Annotated in this window: 25 protein-coding genes, 1 pseudogene and 1 riboswitch; of the genes and pseudogenes, 13 read left to right on the forward strand and 13 right to left on the reverse strand. The window is 66.2% G+C overall.

The genetic code is table 11. The features are described 5' to 3' along the window. Positions 1 to 16: 16 nt before the first annotated feature. The 5 genes from BLW05_RS07825 to BLW05_RS07845 form a co-directional block, all read right to left on the reverse strand. A complete protein-coding gene (locus tag BLW05_RS07825) occupies positions 17 to 472 on the reverse strand; it encodes a GyrI-like domain-containing protein (protein ID WP_093161559.1) in 456 nt (151 codons plus the stop codon). A gap of 84 nt (positions 473 to 556) precedes the next feature. Next, positions 557 to 928, reverse strand: a complete 372-nt coding sequence (locus BLW05_RS07830) for a VOC family protein (RefSeq protein WP_093161560.1) — start codon at positions 926 to 928, stop codon at positions 557 to 559. Positions 929 to 1,050: 122 nt separating this feature from the next. Then, positions 1,051 to 2,793 carry a PhoH family protein gene (locus BLW05_RS07835; RefSeq protein ID WP_093161562.1) on the reverse strand — a complete coding sequence of 581 codons (1,743 nt, stop codon included), beginning with the start codon at positions 2,791 to 2,793 and terminating at the stop codon, positions 1,051 to 1,053. A gap of 190 nt (positions 2,794 to 2,983) precedes the next feature. Beyond that, positions 2,984 to 3,460, reverse strand: coding sequence for a peroxiredoxin (locus tag BLW05_RS07840; protein ID WP_088957623.1), 477 nt, complete (start codon positions 3,458 to 3,460; stop codon positions 2,984 to 2,986). A gap of 123 nt (positions 3,461 to 3,583) precedes the next feature. Next, on the reverse strand, positions 3,584 to 3,970 hold the full coding sequence (locus BLW05_RS07845) for an Mth938-like domain-containing protein (protein ID WP_093161564.1): 387 nt from the start codon (positions 3,968 to 3,970) through the stop codon (positions 3,584 to 3,586). 66 nt (positions 3,971 to 4,036) lie between these two features. On the opposite strand from BLW05_RS07845, the gene BLW05_RS07850 reads away from it, so the two are divergent. The 6 genes from BLW05_RS07850 (at position 4,037) to moaD (ending at position 10,211) form a co-directional block, all read left to right on the forward strand. Continuing rightward, on the forward strand, positions 4,037 to 5,260 hold the full coding sequence (locus BLW05_RS07850; RefSeq protein ID WP_093161565.1) for a pyridoxal phosphate-dependent aminotransferase: 1,224 nt from the start codon (positions 4,037 to 4,039) through the stop codon (positions 5,258 to 5,260). A gap of 50 nt (positions 5,261 to 5,310) precedes the next feature. Then, entirely contained in the window at positions 5,311 to 6,633 is a 1,323-nt protein-coding gene (locus tag BLW05_RS07855) for a homoserine dehydrogenase (protein WP_093161567.1), read from the forward strand. Next, complete coding sequence (gene thrC / locus BLW05_RS07860; protein WP_093161568.1) at positions 6,633 to 8,048, forward strand: threonine synthase; 1,416 nt, start codon at positions 6,633 to 6,635, stop codon at positions 8,046 to 8,048. Before BLW05_RS07855 ends, thrC begins: the two co-directional genes overlap by 1 nt. A gap of 123 nt (positions 8,049 to 8,171) precedes the next feature. Continuing rightward, positions 8,172 to 8,717: a molybdopterin-guanine dinucleotide biosynthesis protein B gene (mobB, locus tag BLW05_RS07865; protein ID WP_093161570.1), complete on the forward strand. Its 546-nt coding sequence runs from the start codon at positions 8,172 to 8,174 to the stop codon at positions 8,715 to 8,717. Continuing rightward, entirely contained in the window at positions 8,710 to 9,957 is a 1,248-nt protein-coding gene (glp, locus tag BLW05_RS07870) for a molybdopterin molybdotransferase MoeA (RefSeq protein WP_093161573.1), read from the forward strand. Before mobB ends, glp begins: the two co-directional genes overlap by 8 nt. A gap of 2 nt (positions 9,958 to 9,959) precedes the next feature. Next, positions 9,960 to 10,211, forward strand: coding sequence for a molybdopterin converting factor subunit 1 (moaD, locus tag BLW05_RS07875; RefSeq protein WP_093161578.1), 252 nt, complete (start codon positions 9,960 to 9,962; stop codon positions 10,209 to 10,211). On the opposite strand, the gene dapA is transcribed toward moaD, so the two are convergent. Continuing rightward, entirely contained in the window at positions 10,198 to 11,184 is a 987-nt protein-coding gene (gene dapA / locus BLW05_RS07880) for a 4-hydroxy-tetrahydrodipicolinate synthase (protein WP_093161579.1), read from the reverse strand. The two genes, moaD and dapA, sit on opposite strands and share 14 nt — an antisense overlap. Before the next feature lie 153 nt (positions 11,185 to 11,337). Between dapA and BLW05_RS07885 the strand changes: the two genes are divergently transcribed. Continuing rightward, on the forward strand, positions 11,338 to 11,814 hold the full coding sequence (locus BLW05_RS07885) for a molybdenum cofactor biosynthesis protein MoaE (RefSeq protein WP_093161586.1): 477 nt from the start codon (positions 11,338 to 11,340) through the stop codon (positions 11,812 to 11,814). A gap of 131 nt (positions 11,815 to 11,945) precedes the next feature. Here the strand turns inward: BLW05_RS07885 and BLW05_RS07890 are convergent, their stop codons facing one another. Further along, a complete protein-coding gene (locus BLW05_RS07890) occupies positions 11,946 to 12,938 on the reverse strand; it encodes a Bug family tripartite tricarboxylate transporter substrate binding protein (RefSeq protein ID WP_093161588.1) in 993 nt (330 codons plus the stop codon). A gap of 90 nt (positions 12,939 to 13,028) precedes the next feature. Here BLW05_RS07890 and clpB point away from each other — a divergent pair, with 90 nt between their 5' ends. Genes clpB through arfB form a run of 3 tightly spaced genes read left to right on the forward strand, consistent with a single transcriptional unit; the run spans position 13,029 to position 16,405 of the window. Further along, positions 13,029 to 15,650 carry an ATP-dependent chaperone ClpB gene (clpB, locus tag BLW05_RS07895; protein ID WP_093161589.1) on the forward strand — a complete coding sequence of 874 codons (2,622 nt, stop codon included), beginning with the start codon at positions 13,029 to 13,031 and terminating at the stop codon, positions 15,648 to 15,650. A gap of 5 nt (positions 15,651 to 15,655) precedes the next feature. Then, positions 15,656 to 15,985, forward strand: a complete 330-nt coding sequence (locus BLW05_RS07900) for a hypothetical protein (RefSeq protein WP_093161590.1) — start codon at positions 15,656 to 15,658, stop codon at positions 15,983 to 15,985. 12 nt (positions 15,986 to 15,997) lie between these two features. Continuing rightward, entirely contained in the window at positions 15,998 to 16,405 is a 408-nt protein-coding gene (gene arfB / locus BLW05_RS07905; RefSeq protein WP_093161591.1) for an alternative ribosome rescue aminoacyl-tRNA hydrolase ArfB, read from the forward strand. Here arfB and BLW05_RS07910 read toward each other — a convergent pair. Further along, positions 16,374 to 18,092, reverse strand: a complete 1,719-nt coding sequence (locus BLW05_RS07910; protein ID WP_093161592.1) for a SulP family inorganic anion transporter — start codon at positions 18,090 to 18,092, stop codon at positions 16,374 to 16,376. The genes arfB and BLW05_RS07910 overlap by 32 nt on opposite strands. A gap of 102 nt (positions 18,093 to 18,194) precedes the next feature. Here BLW05_RS07910 and BLW05_RS07915 point away from each other — a divergent pair, with 102 nt between their 5' ends. Next, positions 18,195 to 19,589 carry a coniferyl aldehyde dehydrogenase gene (locus BLW05_RS07915; RefSeq protein WP_093161593.1) on the forward strand — a complete coding sequence of 465 codons (1,395 nt, stop codon included), beginning with the start codon at positions 18,195 to 18,197 and terminating at the stop codon, positions 19,587 to 19,589. Here BLW05_RS07915 and BLW05_RS07920 read toward each other — a convergent pair. Continuing rightward, on the reverse strand, positions 19,564 to 20,451 hold the full coding sequence (locus tag BLW05_RS07920) for an AraC family transcriptional regulator (RefSeq protein ID WP_093161594.1): 888 nt from the start codon (positions 20,449 to 20,451) through the stop codon (positions 19,564 to 19,566). The two genes, BLW05_RS07915 and BLW05_RS07920, sit on opposite strands and share 26 nt — an antisense overlap. 113 nt (positions 20,452 to 20,564) lie before the next feature. Between BLW05_RS07920 and BLW05_RS07925 the strand changes: the two genes are divergently transcribed. Together BLW05_RS07925 and BLW05_RS07930 are read left to right on the forward strand one after the other, a co-directional pair. Beyond that, the gene (locus BLW05_RS07925; protein ID WP_093161595.1) at positions 20,565 to 21,812 is read left to right on the forward strand and encodes an MFS transporter; all 1,248 of its coding nucleotides are present in this window, start codon (positions 20,565 to 20,567) and stop codon (positions 21,810 to 21,812) included. Between the two features lie 7 nt (positions 21,813 to 21,819). After that, a complete protein-coding gene (locus BLW05_RS07930) occupies positions 21,820 to 22,566 on the forward strand; it encodes a sulfite exporter TauE/SafE family protein (RefSeq protein WP_093161597.1) in 747 nt (248 codons plus the stop codon). A gap of 8 nt (positions 22,567 to 22,574) precedes the next feature. On the opposite strand, the pseudogene arsC reads toward BLW05_RS07930, so the two are convergent. The 4 genes and pseudogenes from arsC to BLW05_RS07945 form a co-directional block, all read right to left on the reverse strand. Further along, positions 22,575 to 22,940: pseudogene (gene arsC / locus BLW05_RS07935) on the reverse strand (arsenate reductase (glutaredoxin)); the annotation flags it as partial. 20 nt (positions 22,941 to 22,960) lie between these two features. Then, positions 22,961 to 23,125, reverse strand: coding sequence for a hypothetical protein (locus tag BLW05_RS35325; RefSeq protein ID WP_256330105.1), 165 nt, complete (start codon positions 23,123 to 23,125; stop codon positions 22,961 to 22,963). Between the two features lie 45 nt (positions 23,126 to 23,170). Continuing rightward, positions 23,171 to 23,683: a 6,7-dimethyl-8-ribityllumazine synthase gene (locus BLW05_RS07940; RefSeq protein ID WP_093161600.1), complete on the reverse strand. Its 513-nt coding sequence runs from the start codon at positions 23,681 to 23,683 to the stop codon at positions 23,171 to 23,173. Between the two features lie 84 nt (positions 23,684 to 23,767). Beyond that, positions 23,768 to 23,925: riboswitch (FMN riboswitch) on the reverse strand. A gap of 109 nt (positions 23,926 to 24,034) precedes the next feature. Then, positions 24,035 to 25,129: a DNA glycosylase AlkZ-like family protein gene (locus BLW05_RS07945; RefSeq protein WP_093161601.1), complete on the reverse strand. Its 1,095-nt coding sequence runs from the start codon at positions 25,127 to 25,129 to the stop codon at positions 24,035 to 24,037. Positions 25,130 to 25,147 lie beyond the last annotated feature (18 nt).

Raw genomic sequence — 25,147 nt, forward strand, 5'->3', positions numbered from 1 at the left:
GGGGGTGGGTTTCATGTCAGTCCAGTTCAACTCCAATGTGGATGGCGACCTGTTCAGGTCCGCTGTACGCCTCGAAGTCGCTTCGATACCGACGTCGTATTTCAGGATGGTCGTCGAAATATTGCCAGATCGCCTCCCACACTGCGAGGACCATCTGGGGCATGGCGCCCTGTCCGGTGAACACTAGGTAGTCACCGCCTTCGATGCGCACCGCTTCCGGACCACCGGCAACCGCGACGCCTGTGGTGATGTCGAAGGCGCCACTGGCGTCGGTCTCATAGGCCGAATAGACGCCATAGAGGCGCATGTCGGCGATCCGATGAGGCGTCTTCTCGTAGATGCGCTCGTCGAAAAAGCGGTTCCACAAAGTGCCGATCCGCGCGGCCCCAGGATCGTTTTCGTCACGGTTGGTGGTCCGCGCGGTCAGCCCCGCGACGTTGAACGCACCGAGTCGTTGAAGTTGAGGTTGCATGGCTTGCTCCGTATCAAAACCCATCGCTCCGAATGCGGAGCGAATTGATGGCGGCTCGTCCTGCGTGCTGCCAGATGAGGTGCCTCAGGCCAGCGCGTGCAGCCCGACCTCGTTGCCTTCCGTGTCTCGCAGATGGGCGATGAAACCCATGCCGGCCGGCAACTCGGACTTCGGCATCACGACTTGGCCGCCAGCGGCGACAGCGCGGGTCAGCGCAGCATCAATGCTCGGCATGCAGTCGAGATAAATGCGAATGCCGCTGCCCGCCGCGGCCGCATGGTTCGGGCCGGCGGTGAGGCAGCCGCCGCTGGCGGGCTCGTCGTACGGAAAGACGGCCATCAGATCGCCGCCGAAGGTCTCGCGCCTCAATGTGCGGCCGAGCAGTCTTTCATAGAACACCTGTGCACGATCCATATCCGCGACAGGGATTTCGAACCAGTTGATGGCGGTCGTCATGAAAGGGCTTCCTTGAACAGTGAATGAAGCCCGAATGGTGCGCGACAGCTCCTGACAGCGTTCTGTCAGGAGCGTGGCGGGCAGTGGATTTCGCGCCCGTCGAGGGGCGCCGGCGCGGCGGGTTAGAGCACGTCGCTGGCGAAATCCGCCAGGCGCGAACGCTCGCCGCGCGCCAGCGTGATGTGGCCGCTGTGCGGCCAGCCCTTGAACTTGTCGACTGCGAAGGTCAGGCCGGAGGAGCCCTCGGTGAGGTAAGGGGTGTCGATTTGCGCCAGGTTGCCCATGCAGATGATCTTCGTGCCCGGGCCTGCCCGCGTGACCAGCGTCTTCATCTGCTTCGGCGTGAGATTCTGGGCCTCGTCGATGATCACGTACTTGTTCAGGAAGGTCCGCCCACGCATGAAGTTCATGCTCTTGATCTTGATCTTGCTGCGGATGAGTTCGTTGGTCGCGGCGCGGCCCCATTCACCGGCGCCGCCACCGTCGCCCTTTGCCAGGAACTCGAGGTTGTCGTCGAGCGCGCCCATCCATGGGCCCATCTTTTCTTCCTCGGTGCCAGGAAGGAAGCCGATGTCTTCGCCGACGCTGACAGTGGCGCGGGTCATGATGATCTCGGTATAGCGACGGTCATCGAGGACCTGCGTCAGGCCGGAGGCCAGCGCCATCAGCGTCTTTCCGGTGCCGGCGGTGCCGGTAAGCGTCACGAAGTCGACCTCGGGATCCATCAGGAGGTTCATCGCGAAGTTCTGTTCGCGGTTGCGCGTGTTCACGCCCCAGACGGCGTTCTTGATGGAGCCGTAGTCCTTGAGCGTCTTGAGTACCGCCGTTTTGTCGCGGATTTCGGTCACCCTTGCATACATGCTCGGCTCGCCGGGCGCTTCGAAATAGGCGAACTGGTTGATGTAGAGGTTGGGCACGATCGGCCCGCTGACGCGGTAGAACGTGCTGCTGCCGCTTTGCCAGCTCTCGACGGTCTTGCTTTGGCGGGTCCAGAAGTCCGCCGGCAGCGCGAGCGAGCCCGAGTAGAGGAGATCGCCGTCTTCCAGCGTCTTGTCGTTCTGGTAGTCGTCGGCGTGCAGGCCGAGTGCGCGTGCCTTGACGCGCATGTTGATGTCCTTGGACACCAGCACGACTTCCCGCTTCGGCCGCCCCGAAGCGTCTTTCGAGTTCAGGTCGCGCAGCGCCTGGACAACGCCCAGGATCTGGTTGTCGGCCTTGCCTTGCGGCAGGCTGGTGGGCAACGTGTATTCGAGCGGCTCCGTCTGGAAGAAGAGCTTGCCGCCGGATTCGCGATGGCCGGTGGTATCCAGCTTCAGGCCCTTGGCCATGTCCGCGCCCTGTGCGGCGGCCAGGGCGTCCAGCGTCCGGCTGGCCTGGCGGCCGTTTCGCGCGACTTCCGTGGTGCCCTTCTTGTGCCCGTCGAGCTCTTCGAGAACGATCATCGGCAGGAAGATGTCGTGCTCCTCGAAGCGGAAGAGGGACATCGGATCGTGCAGCAGCACGTTGGTGTCGAGCACGAAAAGCTTGGCCGGCCCGTTCGACTTGCTGCGCTTGGCGCGTTGCTGAGCCTGACGCACGGCTGCGGCAGATGTCTCCGCGACTTCCGAAGAGGTCGGAGACGGCGCTTTCGCGAGCGGAGTCGGAGCCTTCGCCTTGGGCGGGGAAAGGGTTTCGACACTTCCGCCCGCTTCGCCATCGTGGCGATCGAACAGTTCGAGCGGCCGAGGCCCGGCCGTGCCGCCTTCTTCCGATTTCCGATCAGTGGAACGGCGACCGCTTCGGCCCTGCGAAGACCGGGCGGGCGCATCGTGCGCGCTCGGCGAAAGCATGGCGGCACGTTTCGTGGGGGCGGGGGGCAGGGGCATGGGGCGGTTCGCTCGCAAGAATGAAGGGGCCAGAAAACGAAAAAGCCGCCTGAAGAACCTGGCGGCTTTGTTCGGTGGATGCGGTCGCGGAACTCAACGGCATGGAGCCATTATGCACATCGCGAATGTCACTACCTCTGTTCGTTGCGCGTCGCCAACGGGGGGCGCGCAAAACCTCACACTTGGTCGATCAGGCGGCTTTTTTGAGCGCCTTGACAGCTTTGAGTACCTCGTCGACATGGCCGGGCACCTTGAGCCCGCGCCACTCGGCCTTGAGAACGCCGTCCGCACCGATCAGGAAGGTGCTGCGCTCGATGCCCTTGACCTTCTTGCCGTACATGATCTTGTTCTTGACGACGCCGAACATGTGGCACATTTTTTCTTCGGTGTCCGCGATCAGCTCGAAGGGGAGTTCGAGCTTGGCCTTGAATTCGTCATGCGACTTCATGTTGTCGCGCGACACGCCGAACACTGTGGCGCCAGCCTTTTCGAAATCCTTGTAACGATCGCGGAACTGCATGGCTTCGGTCGTGCAGCCTGGCGTGTTGTCCTTGGGATAGAAGTACATCACCAGAACTTGGCCGAGATGCGAGGTGTTCGAGACCTTCAGGCCGCCGGTAGCATTGGCGTCGAATTCGGGAATGGGTTTGTTGACAACGATCGCCATGAAACTTGTTTTCTCCGGTTTGATTCCATGCCCGAACGAGTCGAGTCCATGGAGGGGATTGGTCGTTGCTAGATGAGGGCGGGCCGCCGGCTTGCAACCCGCAATTTTACCTCGAAATGCCTCTTACTGCCTGCCCGGGGCCTCCTCAATAAGGAGGGCGGCAATCACGTGCCGGCCTTCACTCGCGAGGATGTTGTAGGTGCGGCAGGCCGCCGCCGTGTCCATCGTCTCGACGCCGGTCCGCTGAGCCATGAGCGGCTGGAGCCAGACCGGCTTCGGAAACCGGATGCGTGCTCCGCTGCCGAAAATGATCAATTCGGCCCCCAGCGACGCCAGTTGGGCGAAGTGACCCGGCCCCAATTCATCGAAATGCGTGCAATTCCACGTGAAGCGCTCGCCGCGCGAGCCGACGACGACGCTGGCGTCGACGCGTTCGTTGTTGATGGCCACCCAGCCTGGGCCATGTGCAGTCAGTGTCTGGACGTCGGATTTGTCGGGCTGGAGCTTCATCGGGAACGGCGGGGAACTGTGGTCAAATTATAGGTTTTCCCCTGCGCAGACCCCCTTGGAGGGACTTTGAAACCGCTCAAGAAATCGGCCAAGCTGGCCAACGTGCTTTACGACATCCGTGGCCCGATCATGGACGCCGCCAAGCAGATGGAGGAAGAGGGCCAGAAGATCATCAAGCTCAACATCGGCAATCTGGCCGTGTTCGGCTTCGATGCACCCGAAGAGGTCCAGCAGGACATGATCCGCAACCTGCCCGCATCGGCGGGCTATTCGGACAGCAAGGGCATCTTCGCGGCACGCAAGGCGGTGATGCACGAGACGCAGAAGCAGGGGATCGCGGGCGTCACGCTCGATGACATCTATCTCGGTAATGGCGCGAGCGAGCTGATCGCGATGGCGACCAACGCGCTGCTCAACGATGGTGACGAACTGTTGCTGCCCGCGCCCGACTATCCGCTGTGGACCGCTGTGGCGAGCCTGTCTGGCGGCAAGCCCGTGCATTACCTCTGCGACGAGGACAACGGCTGGATGCCCAGCCTCGACGACATTCGTGCCAAGGTCACCCCTCGTACCAAGGGCATCGTCGTCATCAATCCGAACAACCCGACCGGTGCGCTGTATTCGGATGAGCTGCTCATGGGCATCGTCGAGATCGCGCGAGAGCACGGCCTCGTGATCTTCGCCGACGAGGTCTACGACAAGGTGCTCTACGACGGCGTCAAGCACACCGCGATTGCGAGCCTGTCGAAGGACGTGCTCACGCTCACCTTCAACTCGCTGTCCAAGAGCTATCGCTCGTGCGGTTACCGCGCCGGCTGGCTGGTGGTGTCGGGCGACAAGAAGATGGCGCGCGACTACATCGAGGGGCTCAACATGCTCTCGAACATGCGCCTGTGCGCCAACGTCCCAGGCCAGTGGGCGATCCAGACTGCGCTCGGCGGCTACCAGAGCATCAACGAACTCGTGAGCCCCGGCGGGCGCTTGCGCCGCCAGCGCGACCTGGCCTACGAACTCATCACCGCGATCCCGGGCGTGAGCTGCGTCAAGCCGAGCGCTGCGCTCTACATGTTCCCGAAGCTCGATCCGAAGGTCTATCCGATCGAGGACGACCGGCAGTTCTTCCTCGACCTGCTCAAGGAGACCAAGGTGATGCTGGTCCAGGGCACCGGCTTCAACTGGAAGACGCCCGATCACTTCCGCATTGTTTTCCTGCCCCACGAGGAGGATCTGCGCGAGGCCATCAACCGCATTGCCGGCTTTCTCGAACGCTACCGGAACCGGCTCGCCTGATCCGCCGGCCGGCCTTGCCTTTCCCGCTTTCCCGCATTGAAGACGAAATCATGAAACCCATCCAAGTTGGCCTGCTCGGCATCGGCACGGTCGGTAGCGGCACCTTCAAGGTGCTCCAGCGCAATCAGGAAGAAATCAAGCGCCGCGCCGGCCGCGGCATCGAGATCACCATGGTCGCCGACCTCGACACGGCGCGCGCCAAGGCCGTTGTCGGCGAGGGCGTGAAGGTCGTGGGCGACGCACGAGCGGTGATTGCCAACCCCGACATCGACATCGTGATCGAGCTCATCGGCGGCTACGGCATCGCGAAGCAGCTCGTGCTCGAAGCCATCGCTGCAGGCAAGCACGTGGTGACTGCCAACAAGGCGCTGCTTGCGGTTCACGGTACCGAGATCTTTGCGGCCGCGCATGCCAAGGGCGTCATGGTCGCGTTCGAGGCCGCGGTCGCAGGCGGCATCCCGATCATCAAGGCGCTGCGCGAAGGCCTCACGGCCAACAGCATCCAGTGGATCGCCGGCATCATCAACGGCACCACCAACTTCATCCTGTCGGAGATGCGGGACAAGGGGCTCGACTTCGATACGGTGCTCAAGGAAGCGCAGCGCCTCGGCTATGCAGAGGCCGACCCGACCTTCGACATCGAAGGCGTCGATGCCGCGCACAAGGTCACGATCATGAGCGCGATCGCATTCGGCATCCCGGTGCAGTTCGACAAGGCCCATGTCGAAGGCATCACCAAGCTCGCCGCGCAGGACATCAAGTACGCCGAGCAGCTCGGCTATCGCATCAAGCTCCTGGGCGTGACCAAGCGCAAGGCGCACGGCATCGAGCTGCGCGTGCATCCCTCGCTGGTGCCGTCGAAGCGCCTCCTTGCCAACGTCGAAGGCGCGATGAACGCCGTGGTGGTCAATGGCGATGCCGTTGGCACCACCCTCTACTACGGCAAGGGCGCGGGCAGCGAGCCCACCGCCAGCGCCGTCATCGCCGATCTGGTCGACATCGCCCGCCTGCACACCGCCGACGCGGCCCACCGCGTGCCGCACCTCGCGTTCCATCCCGACGCGATGAGCGACCTGAAGGTCCTGCCCATGTCGGAAGTGGTGACCAGCTATTACCTGCGCATGCGCGTAGCCGACGAAGCGGGCGTGCTCGCCAAGGTCACTGGCCTGCTCGCGAGCGCCGGCATCAGCATCGACGCGGTTCTGCAGCGCGAAGCCGACGAAGTGGGCGGCGAAGGCTCGACGCAGACCGACCTCATCATCCTCACGCACGACACGCGCGAAGGCACGCTCGACGAGGTGCTTGCCCAGGTGCAGGCGCTGCCGACCGTGCTCGCGCCCATCGTGCGGATTCGCAAGGAAGAGCTGTCCTGATGCGCTATCTCTCCACGCGCGGCCATCCCGAGCGTCGCCGCTTCTGCGAAATCCTGCTGGAAGGCCTCGCGCCCGATGGCGGGCTGTATCTGCCGGAGCACTATCCGAAGGTCGACGCGGCCCAGCTCGCCAAGTGGCGCAGCCTGCCGTATGCGGAACTCGCCTTCGAGATCCTGTCGCTCTACGTCGACGACATCCCGGCTGCCGATCTGAAGGCGATCTGCGCGAAGACCTACACCGAGGAGGTGTTCGGCACGCCCGACATCGTGCCGCTGCGCGAGCTCGAGGATGGCGTCTATATCGAAGCCCTGTCCAACGGCCCGACGCTGGCCTTCAAGGACATGGCGATGCAGCTCCTGGGCAACCTGTTCGAGTACGAGCTTGGGCGACGCGGCGAGCAGCTCAACATCCTCGGCGCGACCAGCGGCGACACCGGCAGCGCCGCCGAGTACGCCATGCGCGGCAAGAAGGGCGTGCGCGTCTTCATGACCTCGCCGGACGGGCGCATGAGTCCGTTCCAGCAGGCGCAGATGTTCAGCCTGCAGGACGAAAACATCCACAACATCGCCGTCGCGGGCGTCTTCGACGACTGCCAGGACATCGTCAAGGCGGTGTCCAACGACCTCGCGTTCAAGCGCAAGTACAAGATCGGCACCGTCAACTCGATCAACTGGGCGCGGCTGCTGGCGCAGGTCGTGTACTACTTCGCCGGCTACTTCCACGCCACGGCGAGCAACGACAAGCCGGTGAGCTTCACCGTGCCCTCGGGCAACTTCGGCAACGTTTGTGCAGGCCATGTGGCGCGCATGATGGGTTTGCCGATCCACACGCTCGTGGTGGCAACGAACGAGAACGACGTGCTCGACGAGTTCTTCCGCACCGGCATCTACCGGGTCCGTTCTGCGGCCGATACGCACGAGACCTCGAGCCCATCGATGGATATCTCGAAGGCCAGCAATTTCGAGCGGTTCATCTTCGATCTGGTCGGTCGCGATGCCGTCAAGAGCCGTGGATTGTTCGAGGGCGAACTGGGCCGCACCGGCCGCTTCGATCTCAGCGGTGATCCGGTGTTTGCGAAAGCCGCCACCGAATTCGGCTTCGCGAGCAGCAGAAGCACGCATGCCGACCGTCTTGCGACGATCCGCGACACCGACAAGCGCTTCGCGACCTTGATCGACACGCACACCGCCGACGGCCTCAAGGCCGCGCGCGAGCACCTTGTGCCGGGCGTGCCGATGATCGTTCTCGAAACGGCGCTGCCGATCAAGTTCGCCGAGACCATCGTCGAGGCCCTGGGCCATGAGCCCGAACGTCCCGCGCGCTTCCAGGGCATCGAGGATCTGCCCAAGCGGGTCGTCAAGCTCCCCGCCGATGTGGAGGCGGTCAAGGCCTACATCGCGAAGCATTGCGATTGAGATGAAGCTGGCTCTGCCCAACCCAGGGCGCCCGCGGAACCGGCTTGGCCGGGCCGCTGTGTGCGCCCCCGGAGAGGGGGTTGGCGTAGCGACACGAAGTGCGCGAAGCCTGCGGGAAATTTCATGAAGATCATTGGATTCGCCGGCTTCTCGGGTGCGGGAAAGACGACGCTCGTCGAGCGATTGATCCCCGTGCTCAAGCGGAAGGGCCAGCGCGTCTCGGTGGTCAAGCATGCGCACCACAAGTTCGACATCGACCATCCGGGCAAGGACACGTTCCGGCACCGCGAGGCCGGGGCCTTCGAAGTGGTGGTCGGCTCGGACAAGCGCCTGGCGCTCATTCGCGAGTTCGACGCGCCAACCCAGCTCGGCGTGCACGACCTGATCGCGGAACTCGATCCCGGCGTCGACTGGGTGCTGGTGGAAGGCTTCAAGCACAGTGATCTGCGCAAGCTCGAGGTGTGGCGCGCGCCTGCGGAAGGCGAAGATGCCCGGCCCGTCCGCTACACCGAGGACGGCTTCATCGTCGGCATCGCCACCAACACCCCGCAGAGCCTTCCGCAAGCGACCGAACTGCCGATCTTTGACCTCGACGACGTCGATGGCATCGCCGAGTGGCTTCTGCTGCATGCCGAACGATTCGAATACAAGGTGAAGCACCATGGCTGAAACGACCTCGCGTCCCCCTCTGATGGCGCTCGATGAAGCGCTTTCGCGCCTGCTCGCAGCGGCTTCGCCCCAACTCGGAGCCGAAAGCGTGTCGACTTTCGAAGCCGACGGCCGGGTGCTTGCGCAGGACGTGGTCTCGGGGCTCACCGTGCCGCCGCGCGACAACAGCTCGATGGACGGCTACGCGGTGCGCGCTGCCGATTGCGCGACGGCCGGGGCCGTGCTGCGTGTCGCCCAGCGCATTCCGGCCGGCACCGTCGGCACGCCGCTCGCGGCCGGCACCGCGGCACGGATCTTCACCGGCGCGCAGATTCCCGAAGGGGCGGATGCGGTCGTGATGCAGGAAGACACGCAGGCAATTGCCGAGGAAGGCAGCCTGGGCAGCGTGCGCATCGAGATCGCCCCGGCGCCGGGTCAATGGATTCGCCGTGCCGGCGAGGACGTCGCGGCCGGCGACGTCGTTCTGTCAAAGGGCGACCGGCTCACCCCCGCGGGTCTGGGCCTGGCGGCGAGCGTCGGATTCGCCCAGCTCGAGGTGTCCAGGCGTCCGCGCGTCGCGTTGCTGTCCACCGGCGACGAACTCGTGATGCCCGGCGAGGTCGCACCCGATGCGATGAAGCCGGGCTCGATCTACAACTCCAACCGCTTCTTCATGCGTGCGCTGCTCAAGCGCTTCGGCTGCGAGGTCAACGACCTCGGCATCGTCCCGGACCGCCGCGAGGCGACCATCGAGGCGCTGCGCGAAGCGTCGCAACGCAACGACCTGATCATCACCACGGGCGGCGTCTCGGTGGGCGAGGAAGACCACATCAAGGCCGCCGTGCAGCATCTGGGTCAGCTCGAACTCTGGTCGCTGTCGATGAAGCCCGGCAAGCCCTTCGCCTACGGCCGCATCGGGAACGCGCATCTGACCGGCCTTCCCGGCAATCCGGTGTCCAGTTTTCTGACGTTCCTGCTGCTCGTCAGACCCTTCCTTCTCACGCTGCAGGGCGCCAAGCGTGTCGCGATCGAGCCGGTGGCGATGCGCGCCGATTTCGATTGGCCGCGTGCCGATCGTCGCCGCGAGTTCCTGCGTGCACGCCGCAACGCGGCGGGCGGCCTGGACCTCTTTGCCAACCAGAGTTCGGGCGTGCTGACGTCCACCGTCTGGGGTGACGGCGTGATCGACACGCCCGCCGGCCAACCGTTCAAGGCCGGGGACATGGTCCAGTTCATCCCCTTCCCATCGTTGCTGGCCTGAACATGAAGATCAACGTCCGCTATTTCGCCTCCGTGCGCGAAGCGCTCGGCACGGGCGCCGAGGCGATCGACACCTCGGCGCCCGATCTCGGCGCGCTGCGTGACGAGCTGATCGCGCGCGGCGAGCCGCACGCCAGTGCCCTGGCGCGAGGCCGTGCGGTGCGCATGGCGCTCGACCAGGTCATGAGCGGCGAGCAGGCCGCGCTGCGCGAGGGCAGCGAGGTGGCCTTCTTTCCGCCTGTCACCGGCGGTTGATCGCCGCGTCGATCTCGAGCAGTCGATCCAGCAGGTTCGCCGGCGAGCGGGTCATCGGCGGGCGCAACTCATCGGCGATCAGCCCTTCGTGCGCGAGCAATGCCTTGATCGGGCCCGGGTTCGCGTCGGCAAAAAGCGCCTCGATCAATGGGAGCAGCGGCTGCCATAGCGCCCGCGCTTCCTTGAGCCTTTCTTCGCCCAGCAAGCGAAGCACGCCGACGAATCGCGATGTCTGCACATGCGCGCTCGCGGCGATGGCGCCGGCGCCGCCTTCCGCGACTGTGCTGAACAGCTGGGCGTCTTCTCCCGCGAGCACCTGGAGGCGGCCGTCCGCGATGAGTGCACGTGTCTTGGCCGCGTCGCCGCCGCAGTCCTTGATCGCGCGAATGCGCGGGTGTGCGGCCAGCGAGAGCAAGGTATCCCGCGCGATCGCAATGCCCGTGCGGTACGGAATGTCGTAGATCACGATCGGAACGGCGCTGGCGTCGGCGATCGCCATGAACCAGTCCCGAATGCCGCCCTGCGAGGGACGGATGTAGTTCGGCGCCGGAACCAGGAGCCCGGCGATCCCGTGCTCGCCGAGCCGCCGCACCCAGGCGAGCGTCTTGCCGAGGTGATAGCCCGAAATCCCCATGATGCGCGGCACCGAGGGCGCGGCGCGGCCGACCGTGTCCAGCACCGCGAGTTGCTCGTCTTCGTCCAGGGCCGCCGCCTCGCCGGTCGAGCCGCAGACCACGAAGCCGGCGATGCCCGTCGGCGCGAGCCGTTCGACCAGCCGGGCCAGCGCAGAGTGATCCACCGCACCGCCCTGGAACGGTGTGACGAGCGGGATCCAGAGCCCGGAAAAGTCAGGCGAATGATGGGGGGTGATTTGCACGCGGTTTCCTTTCAGGAATCGACCGATGGAAGAACCACCGTCGAATGCGCGCACACAACCGGCTGCAGCCTGAGCCTTGCGGGTTCCGTCGCTCATCCGACGACGGAACCGAAGCTCCGGTCAGATGAGCTTGGTTTTTTTGGATTTGCCTTGCAGCAGCGCGCAGGTCGCGTCTTCGAACGAAGACAGGAGGCGTAGCGGGGCGTTGCAGGGCATCGCGCGAGTCTATCGCAGTGCCACAATCCCCGGATGACCGGTGCGCGCGTTTCGATCCAGACTAAAGACTTCGACCTGCAGAAGGAGGTCGCAGCGCTACGCGCGGGCAATCCGCGTGTCGGCGCGGTCTGCAGCTTCATCGGCACGGTGCGCGACCGCAACGACGGCAGCGACGTCGCATCGATGGAGCTCGAGCACTATCCCGGCATGACCGAGAAGGCGATCGAATCCATGATCGACGAGGCGCACCGGCGCTTCGACATCCTCGGTGCGCGCGTGGTCCACCGCGTCGGCCTGTTGCAGCCGCAGGACCAGATCATGATGGTGGCCGTCGTCTCTGCGCATCGCGGCGAAAGCTTCCAGGCCTGCGAATTTCTGATGGACTACCTGAAGACCCAGGCGCCGTTCTGGAAGAAAGAACAAACCCCAGAAGGCGCCCGCTGGGTGGATGCGCGAGTGGACGACGACGCTGCGCTAGCCCGCTGGGGCATCACCGCCAGCAACGCATAAGAGAGCGGCCGCGCGCAGCGCGCCGCCCTCGCGAAACACCGCGGAACCGGCTCCGCCGGGCCGCAGGTGTTGCCCCCCGGCAGGGGGGTGTCCGAGCCACACGCAGTGGGCGAGGCTGGGGGGCGAGCCCATCACTGGGGTTGGAAGCCGCTGGCCTTGATGATCTGCGCCCAGGTCTGCGTGTAGCTGCGGACAGCTCCGGCGAACTGGCCCTGCGGCATGAAGCCGACTGTCAGCCCCATCGCCGTCAGCCGTTCCTTCACATCGGGCATCGCCAGCACCTTGGCGAGCGCGTTGCCGAAGCGATCGATCGCAGCTTGCGGCGTGCCTACCGGCGCGAAGACGCCGTAGTAGGGCAGATCCTCCAGCCCCGAAAGACCCAGTTCCTCAAAGGTCGGCACCTGCGGCAGCACGGCCTGCCGCTTCGCGCCGATGACGGCCACCACGCGAATCTTGCCGGCCTTCTGGTTCTCGATGAAGTCGGGAATGGAGCCGATGCCCGCCGAGATCTGGTTGCCCAGCATGTCGGACATCATCGGCGCGCTGCCGCGGTAGGGCGCGGCCTGCAGGTCGAGCTTGTACTTGGTGCCGATGAGCTTGACGAGGAATTCGGGGATCGACGCCGGCGCCGGCACGCCGATCGTGTCCTTGCCGCCGCGCTGGGTGCGCACCCAGTTCACGTACTCGTTCATCGTCTTGGCTGGCGTGCCGCCCGAGACTGCCAATGCGTTCGCGAAGGTGGCGAAGCCCGCGACGGGCACGAAGTCATGCTGCGGATCGAAACCCGGGTTCTTCACCACCTGGGGCAGGATGGAGATCGTGTGGTCGTGGGTCAGGAAGAGCGTGTTACCGTCTGCCGGCGAAGTCTTGAGCACCTGGGCGGCGATCTGGCCGCCCGCGCCCGCGCGGTTGTCGACCAGCACCGGCGCACCGAGTTGATCCTTGAGCTTTTCACCCAACATGCGTGCAATGGCATCGGTGCCGCCGCCCGCCGGGAATCCGACCAGCAGGCGGATGGGTGTCCCGCCGGGCTGCGCGAGTGCCACGCCTCCCGCGGCCAGCAGGCCGGCCGCGAAAAGGCCTTGCATCAGGCGCCTGGCGCCACCCCATGTTGACTTGAACATCTATCGACTCCAAAGATTGCGATTGAAAAAAATCCGGGCCGCCTTGATATCGACTCGGAACATCCCTATTTTGAATGCAGGAATCAAGCCATGCGTCAAGACAAACTCACCACCAAATTCCAGGAAGCCCTCGCCGACGCGCAGTCGCTGGCATTGGGCAATGACAACGCCTACATCGAGCCGGTCCATCTGCTGGTCGCCATGCTGCGCCAGGACGATGGCCCGCGTGCGTTGCTCGAACGGGCCGGCGCCAACGTGCCCGGATTGCTCCAGGCCGCTGAAGCGGCCATCAAGAAGCTGCCGCAGGTGCAGGGCCACGACCAGGTTCAGGTGAGCCCGGATCTCGGCAAGCTGCTGCAGGCCACCGAAAAAGAATCCATCAAGCGCAACGACCAGTTCATTGCGAGCGAACTCTTCCTGCTCGCGGTGGCTGACAGCAAGGCCGACATCGGCAACCTCGCGCGCAGCCATGGCGTCACGCGCAAGTCGCTCGAAGCCGCGATCGATGCGGTGCGCGGCGGGCAGGGCGTGAACAGCGCCGATGCCGAAGGCCAGCGCGAAGCCCTCAAGAAATACTGCCTCGACCTCACCGAGCGCGCGCGCCTGGGCAAGCTCGACCCGGTCATCGGCCGCGACGAGGAGATCCGCCGCGCCATCCAGGTGCTGCAGCGCCGCACCAAGAACAACCCGGTGCTCATCGGTGAGCCCGGCGTGGGCAAGACCGCGATCGTCGAAGGCCTCGCGCAGCGCATCGTTGCGGGCGAAGTGCCCGATACGCTCAAGGGCAAGCGCGTGCTGTCGCTCGACATGGCGGCGCTGCTTGCGGGCGCCAAGTACCGCGGCGAATTCGAAGAGCGCCTGAAGAGCGTGCTCAACGAACTCGCGAAGGACGAGGGCCAGACCATCGTCTTCATCGACGAACTGCACACCATGGTCGGCGCCGGCAAGGCCGAAGGCGCGATGGATGCAGGCAACATGCTCAAGCCCGCGCTCGCCCGGGGTGAGTTGCATTGCGTCGGCGCGACCACGCTCGACGAATACCGCAAGTACATCGAGAAGGATGCCGCACTGGAGCGCCGCTTCCAGAAGATCCTCGTCGGCGAGCCGAGCGTGGAGGCGACCATCGCCATCCTGCGCGGCCTGAAGGAGAAGTACGAGGTGCACCACGGCGTCGACATCACCGACCCGGCCATCGTGGCCGCGGCCGAGTTGTCCGACCGCTACGTCACCGATCGCTTCCTGCCGGATAAGGCGATCGACCTCATCGACGAGGCCGCCGCGCGCATCAAGATCGAAATGGACTCGAAGCCCGAAGCCATCGACCGCCTCGACCGTCGCCTGATCCAGTTGCAGATCGAGCGCGAAGCGGTGCGCAAGGAGAAGGACGAAGCCTCGCAGAAGCGCCTCGGACTGATCGAGGACGAGATCAAGCGCCTGCAGAAGGAAATCGCCGACCTCGACGAGGTCTGGCAGGCCGAGAAGGCGCAGGCCCAGGGCAGCGCGCAGATCCGCGAAGAGATCGACAAGATCAAGTTCCAGATCGCCGAATTCACGAGCAAGGGCGATTTCAACAAGGTCGCTGAGCTGCAGTACGGCAAGCTGCCGGGGCTGGAGAAGCGCCTGAAGGAAGCGCAGGAGACCGAAGCGAGCAAGGGCAAGTCCAGCGCGCCCACATTGTTGCGCACCCAGGTCGGCTCGGAAGAGATCGCCGAGGTGGTTTCGCGCGCGACCGGCATTCCGGTCAGCAAGCTGATGCAGGGCGAGCGCGACAAGCTGCTGATGATGGAAGACAAGCTGCACGAGCGCGTCGTCGGACAGGACGAAGCGATCAGCGCAGTCGCGAATGCGATCCGCCGCTCGCGCTCGGGCCTCGCGGACCCGAACCGCCCGACCGGCTCGTTCCTGTTCCTCGGCCCGACGGGCGTGGGCAAGACTGAACTGTGCAAGGCGCTCGCGGGCTTCCTGTTCGACAGCGAGGATCACCTGATCCGCGTCGACATGAGCGAATTCATGGAAAAGCACTCGGTCGCGCGCCTGATCGGCGCGCCGCCCGGCTACGTGGGCTACGAGGAGGGCGGCCACCTGACCGAGGCCGTGCGCCGCAAGCCCTACAGCGTGCTGCTGCTCGATGAGGTCGAGAAGGCGCACCCGGATGTCTTCAACGTGCTGCTGCAGGTGCTCGACGACGGCCGCCTGACCGATGGCCAGGGCCGCACCGTGAACTTCAAGAACACGGTGATCGTCATGACCAGCAACATCGGCTCGCCGATCATCCAGCAGATGGTCGGCCGGCCGAACGAGGAGATCAAGGAGGCGGTGTGGGACGAGTTGAAGAACTATTTCCGCCCCGAGTTCCTGAACCGCATCGATGAGACGGTGGTGTTCCACGCGCTCGACGCGAAGAACATCGAGGCGATCGCATCGATCCAGCTCCAGGTGCTGCAGCAGCGGCTCGCGAAGATGGATCTGGCGCTCGACGTGTCGTCGGCGGCGCTCGCGGAGATCGCCAAGGTTGGCTTCGACCCGGTGTTCGGCGCGCGGCCGCTCAAGCGTGCGATCCAGCAGCGCATCGAGAACCCGCTGTCGAAGCTGCTGCTTGACGGCACCTTCGGTCCGAAGGATACGATCGTGGTCACCACGGACCCGATCCAGGCGCCCGGCCAGTTCAGCTTTGAAAAGGCCGGGGAACCTGCGGCGAAGGCCGTGGCCTAAAACCGATGGTCAATTTCCTCGTCCGACTGATTCTCTTCATGCTGGGGCTGGTCTTCGCGGCCAGCCTCGCCGTCGCCGTGCTGCTGCTGGCGGCGGTCTGGGGCTTGCGCTATGCGTGGGCACGGCTCACCGGCAAGCCGGTGACACCGTGGGTCATGCGCTTCGATCCCCGCAGCGGTTTCGATCGATTCCGCTCGGCCGGAAGGCCTCAGGAGCCGACGGCGGCGGACGTCGTCAGCGCCCGCGCGCAGGGTCAGGCGGCCGACAGTCCGGTGCGACTGAACGATGCGGGCAGCGTCACCGACGTGTCCGTGAAGCCGTCGCGCGGCGAGTAGATCGCGGCGTTCATGCTGCGACCCGCAGTTCTCGTCGACCGGTCCGAGGTCGAATTCAGCGCCATCCGCGCGCAAGGTGCGGGTGGGCAGAACGTCAACAAGGTGTCGAGCGCGGTGCACCTGCGCTTCGACATACCGGCGAGTTCGTTGCCCGATGACGTCAAGGCGCGCCTGCTCAATTCGCGGGACAGCCGCATCACTCACGAAGGCGTGCTGGTCATCAAGGCCCAGCGGCACCGCAGCCAGGACATGAATCGCGACGATGCAATCGCGCGCCTGCAGGAGTTGGTCGATGCCGTCGCAACACCACCGCGGGTGCGACGCGCCACGAAGCCGAGCTATGGCGCGAGGCAGCGCCGGCTCGAGGGCAAGAGCCAGCGCTCGGAAATCAAGAACCTGCGGCGACAGGTTCGGGATTGACTTCGACCGGCGACGCGTCCCGCGCCGGACCGCTCGTGAGCGCCGCAAGCGCTTCGGCGTCGGTGCGGTAGCTGAAGAGCATCGGGCCCGGCGACAGCAGGCCGGCACGCTCCAGCACCTGTTGCGCCGGCAGCTTGAGACCCGCGACGTGCAAGCGCACGCCTTCCGACTCGAGAAGGCGGCGAATGCTTCCGAACACTTCCGCGCCCGTGATGTCGATCCGGTTGATCGGGTAGGCGAACAGGCAGACGTCGGTCAGCTTTTGCCTGGCGAGCGCGACGCTGATGGCGCGCTCCAGCGTGCTGGCCGATGCAAAGTCCAGCTCGGCATCCATGCGCAGCGCATAGAGGTTGGGCGCGAGCGGGGGCAGGTGCCACAGATGGCGATCGCGCAGGCTGCCGTCCGGGTGCAGCCCCACTTCGATGATGCGCGGATGCAGATGGCGGTACATGTAGTGCGCCAGCGCCGCGAGCAGGCCACCGAGCACGCCCCAGTAGATCGAAGGCGCGGTCGCGATGGTGAGGCAGAAGGTCGCGAGCGCGATGGCCGCTTCGATGCGCGAGATGCGCCAGAGCGCCACGAAGGCCGACGGCCGCAGCAGGCCGATGGTCGCCGTCGCCACGATCGACGCCAGCACCGCCTGCGGCACGTGATAGAGCAGCGGCATCGCCCACAGCAGCGCTGCCGCGACCACGACCACGCTGAACAGCGTCGACCATTGCGACTTGGCGCCCGCATACAGCGTGATCGCCGAGCGCGAGAAGGACGAGCTCGTCGGGAACGACCCCGTGAGGCCCGATGCGATCTTGCCCAGCCCCTGGCCGATGAGATCCTGGTTCTCGTTCCAGAGCTTGCCGGCGCGCGCGTTGTCCACCTTGGCGCTCGATGCGGTTTCAAGGAAGCTCACCAGCGTGATGAGAAACGCAGGCAGGAGCAGGTTGCCGAATTCATCCAGCGACAACCAGCCCGGCCAGTAGAACGACGGCAAGCCCGAAGGCAGGGTGCCGATGACCGCGCCGCCGCGCAGCGCGTAGCTGATGGCGCCGCTGATCACAGCCGCAGCAGCAACGAGCGCCATCGTCGTCGGAAAGCGCGGCGCCCATTTCTTGCCGAGCCACAGCGCCGCCATGCCGCCGAGGCCGAACGCGATCGCGATGTAGTCCGGCGGCGGACCGTGCAGAAGCTGCACGAAGCTTCGCCCGGTGAAGCCCAGCAGCGCCGGCAGCTGCGACAGCGTGATGAGCACCGCCGCCCCCTGCGTGAACCCCATCAGCACGGGTGAATTGACCATGCGAAGCAGCCAGCCGAAGCGAGCGGCCCCGAGCACGACCTGCATGACGCCCGACAGCAGCGTCAGCCAGACGGCCAGCGCCACCCATTCACTGCTGCCCCGTATCGCCAGCGGCGCGAGCGACGCGCCCACCAGCAGGCTGGTCAGCGCGGTCGGACCCACCGAGAGCCGCGCGGAAGAACTGAAGAGCACCGCGATCAGCGCCGGGAAGAGCGCCGCGTACACGCCGGTGACCAGCGGCATGCCCGCCAGCGCCGCATAGGCCACGCCTTGAGGAATGACCATCAGCGCGACCGTGACGCCGGCCGAGGCCTCGGTGACGAGCAGCGCGCGATCCGGTCGCGGCCATGCGAGGAAGGGAAGCCAGCGCGCGAGCTGGTCGCGGTTCAATGTCATGGCCCTGGGGCGCAGGAGGTTGGGGATTGCACCCGCCGATGATACGAAAGCAGGCGATTCGAACTCAGCCCTCGTGGCTCGGAGAGAGGCTAGATTGCGGGCATGACCGAACTGCAGTCCCTTTTCGATCTTCAGCGCCGCGCCAGCCGCGAAGCGCCCGATGTGCCGATCGCCACACGCCTCGACAGGGTGCGGCGCGTCGAGCGCCTGCTCGACGATCACGGTGCCGCGATTGCTGCCGCAGTGGAGGCCGACTTCGGTATCCGCTCGCCGGCGCTGACCGAAGTGGCCGACCTGATCGTGCTGCGCAGCCTGCTTTCGCAATTGCTCCGGAACGCAAAGCGTTGGAGCCGGCCGGTGCGTGTGCGCACGCCGATCTACCTGCAGCCGGCGCGCGGATGGGTGCAGCGACAGCCGCTCGGTGTCGTGGGCGTCATTTCGCCGTGGAACTACCCGCTGCAGCTCTCGCTCGGCCCGGCGGCCACGGCGCTGGCGGCGGGCAATCGCGTGCTGCTCAAGCCGAGCGAGCTCACGCCGCGCACATCCGCCGTGCTGGCCGAGCTGGTCGCCAGGATCTTCGCCGAGGGCGAATTCGCGGTGGTGCAGGGCGATGCCGACATGGCCGCGGAGTTCGCGGCCCTGCCGTTCGATCATCTGTTCTTCACCGGCTCCACCGCCGTCGGCCGCAAGGTGGCGCAGGCGGCAGCGGCCAACCTCACGCCGACGACGCTGGAGCTGGGCGGCAAGTCGCCCTGCATCGTCGATGGGTCCGCCGACCTCGAGGAGGCGGCGCTGCGCATCGCGCACGGCAAGCTGCTCAACGCGGGCCAGACCTGCATCGCACCCGACTATGTGCTGCTGCCGCGCGGGCGCGAGGACGCCTTTGCCGACGCCTGGCGGCGCGCGGTCGCGCGGCTGTTTCCGCGCATCGACGGCAATCCGGACTACGCGGGAGTCATCGGCGAGCGCCACCTCGCTCGCCTGCACCGACTGCTGGACGAGGCGAGGGCGCAGGGCGCGCGCATCGAGCGGACGGGCGAGGCACCGCCGGGAAGCCGCCAGTTCGCACCCGCGCTGGTCCTGGGTGCCCGGCCGGGGCTGAGGTTGCTCGAGGAGGAGATCTTCGGCCCGATCCTGCCGGTTCTCCCGTGCGACGACAGCGAGGAAGCCATCGCATACATCAATGCGCGCCCGCGCCCGCTCGCCCTCTACTGGTTCGGCACCGACACCGCCGCGCGCGACCGCGTGCTCGCGCAGACGGTGAGCGGTGCGGTCACCGTCAACGACACGCTGATGCACATCGCGCACGAGGGCCTGCCGTTCGGCGGTGTCGGCGAGAGCGGCTGGGGCGCCTACCACGGCGAGACCGGCTTCCTGCGCTTCACGCAGCAGAAGCCGGTGCTGGTCCAGTCGCGCTGGGCGCTGGGCTCGATGCTCTATCCGCCGTACGGCGCGCGCCTGCAGCGCATGCTCAAGCTGCTGCGGATGCTGGGCTGACGTCGTTCGCGACGCGCCGCTTGTGCTGGAAGGCGGTCGGCGACTTTCCGGTCGCCGTCTTGAACATCGCGCAGAAGGCGCTGTCGGTGGCGTAGCCGCTGGCGGATGCGACCTGGCTCACCGCCATCCCGCGCGCCAGCAGCGGCAGCGCGTGCGCGAGCACCGCCTGCTGCCGCCACTGCTGCCAGCTCATGCCGAGCTGGTCCCGGAACAGGCGCGCCACGGTGCGCTCGCTGGCGCCGATCGACTCGGCGCGCTCCGCCAGCGTGGCCCGGCCGGCCGGGTTGCGCAGCAGCGCTTCGCACAACTGGCGCAAGCGCTTGTCGGCGGGCAGCGGCACGTCGATGCGGATCTGGGTCGCGCGCTCCAGTTCGTCCACCAGCAGCGGAGCGATCCAGCGTTCGCGCTGCGCCGCGTGCGGATCTGCGGGCGGCAATCCGTCGGGCGTGGTGTCGAGTGCGAGCATGAGTGCGCGCAGCAAGGGGCTGATCTCCAGCACCTCGCATTTTTCCCAGTTGGGCCCCAGCCAGCTATGCAGGTAGACGGTTCGCAGCTCGGCGTCCTCGATCAGCGTGATGCTGTGCGACATGTTCGCCGGCACCCAGAGCGCGCGCGAGGGCGGCACGATGTAGCTGCCGTCCTCGGTGCTCAGGCGGATCACGCCGCGCGTCGAGAAGGTGAGCTGCGGCCAGGGATGCGTGTGCAACTCGACCAGGGTGTCGGCTTTCAGGAAGTGTTCCTTGGCGCGCAGCGGCCGCAGCGCGTCCGGGGCGTAGAGGTGCGGTGTGAGCGGACCCACGCTGTTGGTCGGCGCGGGATAGGGCGGCGTGGCGCGCCGGGCGGGCGTGTCGACGGGCGCCATGGATTGGGCGGCTGTGGACGGCATAGTTTCGACAAATGTTGTCTCTGTATCGCCATTCTGCCGCCGTCGGCCCGCTTAGGATCAGTGCCCAACCGAGATTCTTGTAGCAATCCATGTCTTCCAACACCGCCACCACCACCGCCGGCACGCCCACGCTGGGCGCCGATGCCAAGCTGATCGGTCTCGTGGGGCTGGCTCACGCCGTCAGCCATTTCAGCCAGCTCATCCTGCCGCCGCTGTTCCCGTGGCTGAAAGACGCCTTCAACGTGAGCTACACCGAGCTGGGCGCAGTGCTGACCGTCTTCTTCGTCGTTTCTTGCATGGTGCAGGCGGCGTCCGGGTTCATCGTCGACAAGCTGGGCCCGCGACCGGTGCTGTTCGTCGGCCTCTCGATGCTCGGTCTGGCAGGTTTCGGCTATGCGGCGGCGCAGAGCTACTGGATGCTGCTCGTCTGCGCGGTGGCGGCGGGCATCGGCAACGGCGTGTTCCATCCGGTCGACTACACCTTGTTCAACCGCAAGGTCGCGCCGACCCGGCTCGGTCATGCCTACAGCGTGCATGGCATCACCGGTAGCCTGGGGTGGGCGCTGGCGCCGGCTTTCGTGGTGCCGCTGGCCATGGCCTTCTCGTGGCGGGTCGCGCTGGCGGGTGCCGGAGCAGTCGCGGTGGTCGTGCTGCTCATCCTGTGGGTCAACCGCAGCGTGCTGTCGCTCGATCCCGCTGCGGTGCGCAAGGCCACCGGCACCGACGCGGCGGCAGGGAGCGAGTTCGCGTTCCTCAAGATTCCGGCCGTGTGGATGTGCTTCGGCTTCTTCTTCTTCTATGCGATGGCGCTGAGCGTGGTGCAGACCTTCGCGCCGGCTGCGGCTGGCCGGCTGCACGAGGTGCCGGTGACGCTGATCGCGATCTGCCTCACCGTCTACATGGTTGCGAGCGCCACGGGCATGGTGTTCGGCGGCTTTCTCGCGTCGGACCCTTCGCGATGCGAGCGCATCGTCGGCGCCGGCTTCGGTATCGCGGCGGGTATCGCGCTGATTCTGGCGCTGGCGAACTTCATGCCGGTGCTGGTGCCGGTCATGTTCGGCGCAATGGGTTTTGCCGCCGGTATCGCGGGCCCTTCGCGCGACCTGCTGGTCAAGCGCTCGACGCCAGCCAATGCGTCGGGCCGCGTCTACGGCGTGGTTTACGCGGGGCTCGACATCGGCCAGGCGATCGCGCCGCTGATCTTCGGCCGGCTGATGGACCACGGCCAGTACACGAGCGTGCTCGTCGGCCTCGCGGTGGTGCAGGGCGTGCTGATCGTGAGTGCATTCAACGTGCGCCGCGTGCGCCGGGAGTCCCTGGTTCCCGCTTCGGCCTGACGCGGACTTGTCTGTCTATCTGATCGTCGCGCTCGGCGCGATCGTCGCCGGCTTCGTGCAGGGGCTCTCGGGCTTCGCCTTCGGGCTGGTGGCGATGTCTTTCTGGGCCTGGACGGTCGACCCGAAGCTGGCGGCGGTGCTGTCCACCTTCGGCGCCCTCACCGGGCAGGTCATCGCCGCGGTCACCGGCCGCCGCCGGTTCGACAAGGCGCTCCTCGCCCCTTTCGTCATTGGTGGATTGCTCGGTCTGCCGGTCGGCGTCTGGCTGCTGCCGCGCCTGGATGTGCCGCTTTTCAAGGCCTGCCTCGGCGGCTTGCTGCTGATCTGGTGCCCAACGATGCTGATGGCGCGCAACCTGCCGCGCGTGACCGCCGGCGGGCGCGCAGCAGATGCGATCGCCGGATGGCTCGGCGGCATCTGTGGTGGCATCGGCGGCTTCACCGGGCCGATCCCTACGCTCTGGTGCACCTTGCGCGGGTTCGAGAAGGACGTGCAGCGCGAGGTGATCCAGAACTTCAACGTGTCGATGCTTGCGGTCGCGTTCTCGCTGTACGTGGCTTCGGGTCTCGTGAGCGTCAGCATGCTGCCGATGCTTGGCCTCGTCGGGTTGGCGGTGCTCGTGCCGGTGCTGCTCGGCGCGCGCCTCTATGTCGGCATCACCCACGAGGCGTTTCGCAGGATCGTGCTCAGCCTGCTGACGGCTTCAGGCATCGCGCTGCTGGCGTCATCCGTGCCGGTGCTGCTGGCGCGCTGACTTCACTTTTTCGGCAGGATTTCGAGCACCAGATCCATCGGCCGGCACAGGCGTGTGCCGAGAGGCGTTTCGACGATCGGGCGATTCATCAGGATTGGATGCAGGGCGATGAAGTCGAGCAACTGGTCGTCGGTCCACTTCGGATCGCCAAGGCCGAGTTCGTCGTAAGGCGTGCCCTTCTGGCGCAGCACCTCGTGCACCGGGACGCCCATCGCCTTGACGAGCGATTTCAGCCTGGCCTTGGTCGGCGGCGTCTTCAGGTATTCGACGACCTGCGGTTCGATGCCGTGTTCGCGGATGAGCGCGAGCGTGTTGCGCGACGTGCCGCACGCGGGGTTGTGGAAGATGGTGACGGTGGGGGTTTCGTTTGCCATCCGGCGATTGTCCTCCGCGCTCAGGCGGTCTCGCGGCCTTCCCATCCTGCAATGAACGGAAACCGCGCCGCCCAGAAATCCGCGAGGCGCGGATCGGCGTCGACGCGCCGCACCACGTCGGCCATGCGTGGCGCGCCCGAGCCGGGCGCGCCGTAGAGGATGTAGGGGTTGGCCGTGTCGTTCATCGACGCAGCCTACCCCGCCGGATCAGGCGGATCGCCGAAGACCGTTCAGGCGGTGAGGATTGCGTCCAGCCGCTGCAGCCCTTCGATCGTCTTCACGCAGGCCTCGGCCGCCTCGGTGCCCTTCACCGCGAAGTGGCGGTGGAAGTACTTGCGATGCTCCACGTGCTCGTGGAAATGGTGCGGCGTGAGCACGGCGGAAAGCACCGGCACATTGGTCTCGAGCTGCACCGTCATCAGCGCATTGACCACGGTGTTGGCGACGAACTCATGGCGGTAGATGCCGCCGTCAACGACGAGCGCCGCGCCGACGATCGCCGCATAGCGCCCCGACTGCGCAAGCCGCTTGGCGTGCAGCGGAATCTCGAACGCGCCGGGCACGTCGAAGATGTCGATCGTATCGAGCGGCACGCCCTGGCGCTTCATCTCGGCGAGGAAGGCGTCGCGCGCCTGGTGGACGATGTCCGAATGCCATTGCGCCTGCACGAAGGCGACGCGGCGGCCGCGCGGTGCATCGGATGCCTGGACGGCGGAGAGGGGAAGGTCGTTGATCTGACTCATGGTTTGCCTTTGAAGGGTTTGCCTGAATCAGGGCGCACGAAACCGGCGCCGGCACGCACGCGAACGCGCCCACCGGCAACGGCATCGCGCTCTCTTTCATCCGGACTGTGACCGTCGGCCCCGGAATCGCACCGGGTCTGCTGACCCCGTGGCGCATTGCACGCCACGGGCGCTCGCGGGCTTGTGCGGCTTTCGCCGCCATCACCGCCGGTGGGGAATTTCGCCCCGCCCTGAGAACGCTTGCCCCGGCCTGGGCCGGAGCAGGGGCGATTCTAGGGAAGTGGCGCGGACGGCGCTGTCACGCAGGAGGCAAAACCCCCACACGGCGTTCGGTTCGCCGGCCGGCAGGCTTCAACGAGGCACCAAGAACTCCGTCATCCGATGCAACTCGTCGTCGAGCGCGGCGCGGAACGCGGCCCCGGACGGCGCGCGATCCACGTAGCCGAACGTGGGTTGCAGCCTGCCGTCGCGCGCAGTGACATTGGCCCATCCGATCACGCGGTCATGCCACAGCATCGGCAGCGCGTAGTAGCCGAACTGCCGCTTCGGCGGGGGCGTGTATGCCTCGAACTTGTACGTCCAGCCCCACAGCAGCTCGAAGCGGCGGCGGTCCCAGACGATCGGATCGAAAGGCGCGAGCAGCCGCAGCGAGTCGTCGGGCGCATGGCGGCGCGAGGCCGGGTTCTCGTCCGCCGGCCAGTACCAGGTCGTGCCGTCGATGCGGCAACTCGCGAGTTCCTCGCGCGCCAATTGCAACGCCGCTTGCGTCTGTGCCGCGAGGTGCGGCGCGCCATAGCCGAGCAGGCGGATCAGGTAGGTCAGGCTCGCGGCCGGCAGCGGCGCGTACTTGCGCACCACCAGATCGACCAGCGCGGCGGCACGCCCGGCTCGCTCGGCGGGGCTGTCGTCGACTGGCGGATGCGTCACCGCCTCGTAGATGCGCGTGCCGCTGTCGCGCCGCTTCACGCGCAGCAGGCCCCGGTAGTGCATGCCGTCGAGCAGATGCGTGCTGGCATTGCTCGATCCGCCCCAGTAATTCTGTATGCGGCCGTGCGCGAAATGCGCCTCGACCTCGCGGGGATGCACCGACCCGCGCTCGCGAACGAAGGCCAGCACTTCCTCGGCCTTGCGCCGCGTCTCTGCGTCCCACGCACGGCTGGCTTCGCGCGGATGCATGAGGGCCAGATGCTCGCGCGGCAGGAAGCCATAGTTGACGAGGCAGTCCTCCTCGATCGCGAGCCGCGTGTAGCGGCTCTCCAGATCGCCGGCGCGGTAGTTCTTGACCCGATGGCGCAGCGTCAGGTCCTGCGCACGCGCGGGCGCGCGGATCGGGTCCGCCTGCACGAAACCCAGCCGCCGGATGGCGGCCGGCAAAGTGGTCGGCGTGAAGAGGGTGCGTGCGACCGCGTAGCAGCGCAAGGCGTCGAGGCTGGGTTCGGCAGGCATGCGGGGGGAGGATTGCGA

Source organism: Variovorax sp. YR216 (assembly GCF_900107745.1).
Lineage (GTDB): Bacteria > Pseudomonadota > Gammaproteobacteria > Burkholderiales > Burkholderiaceae_C > Variovorax.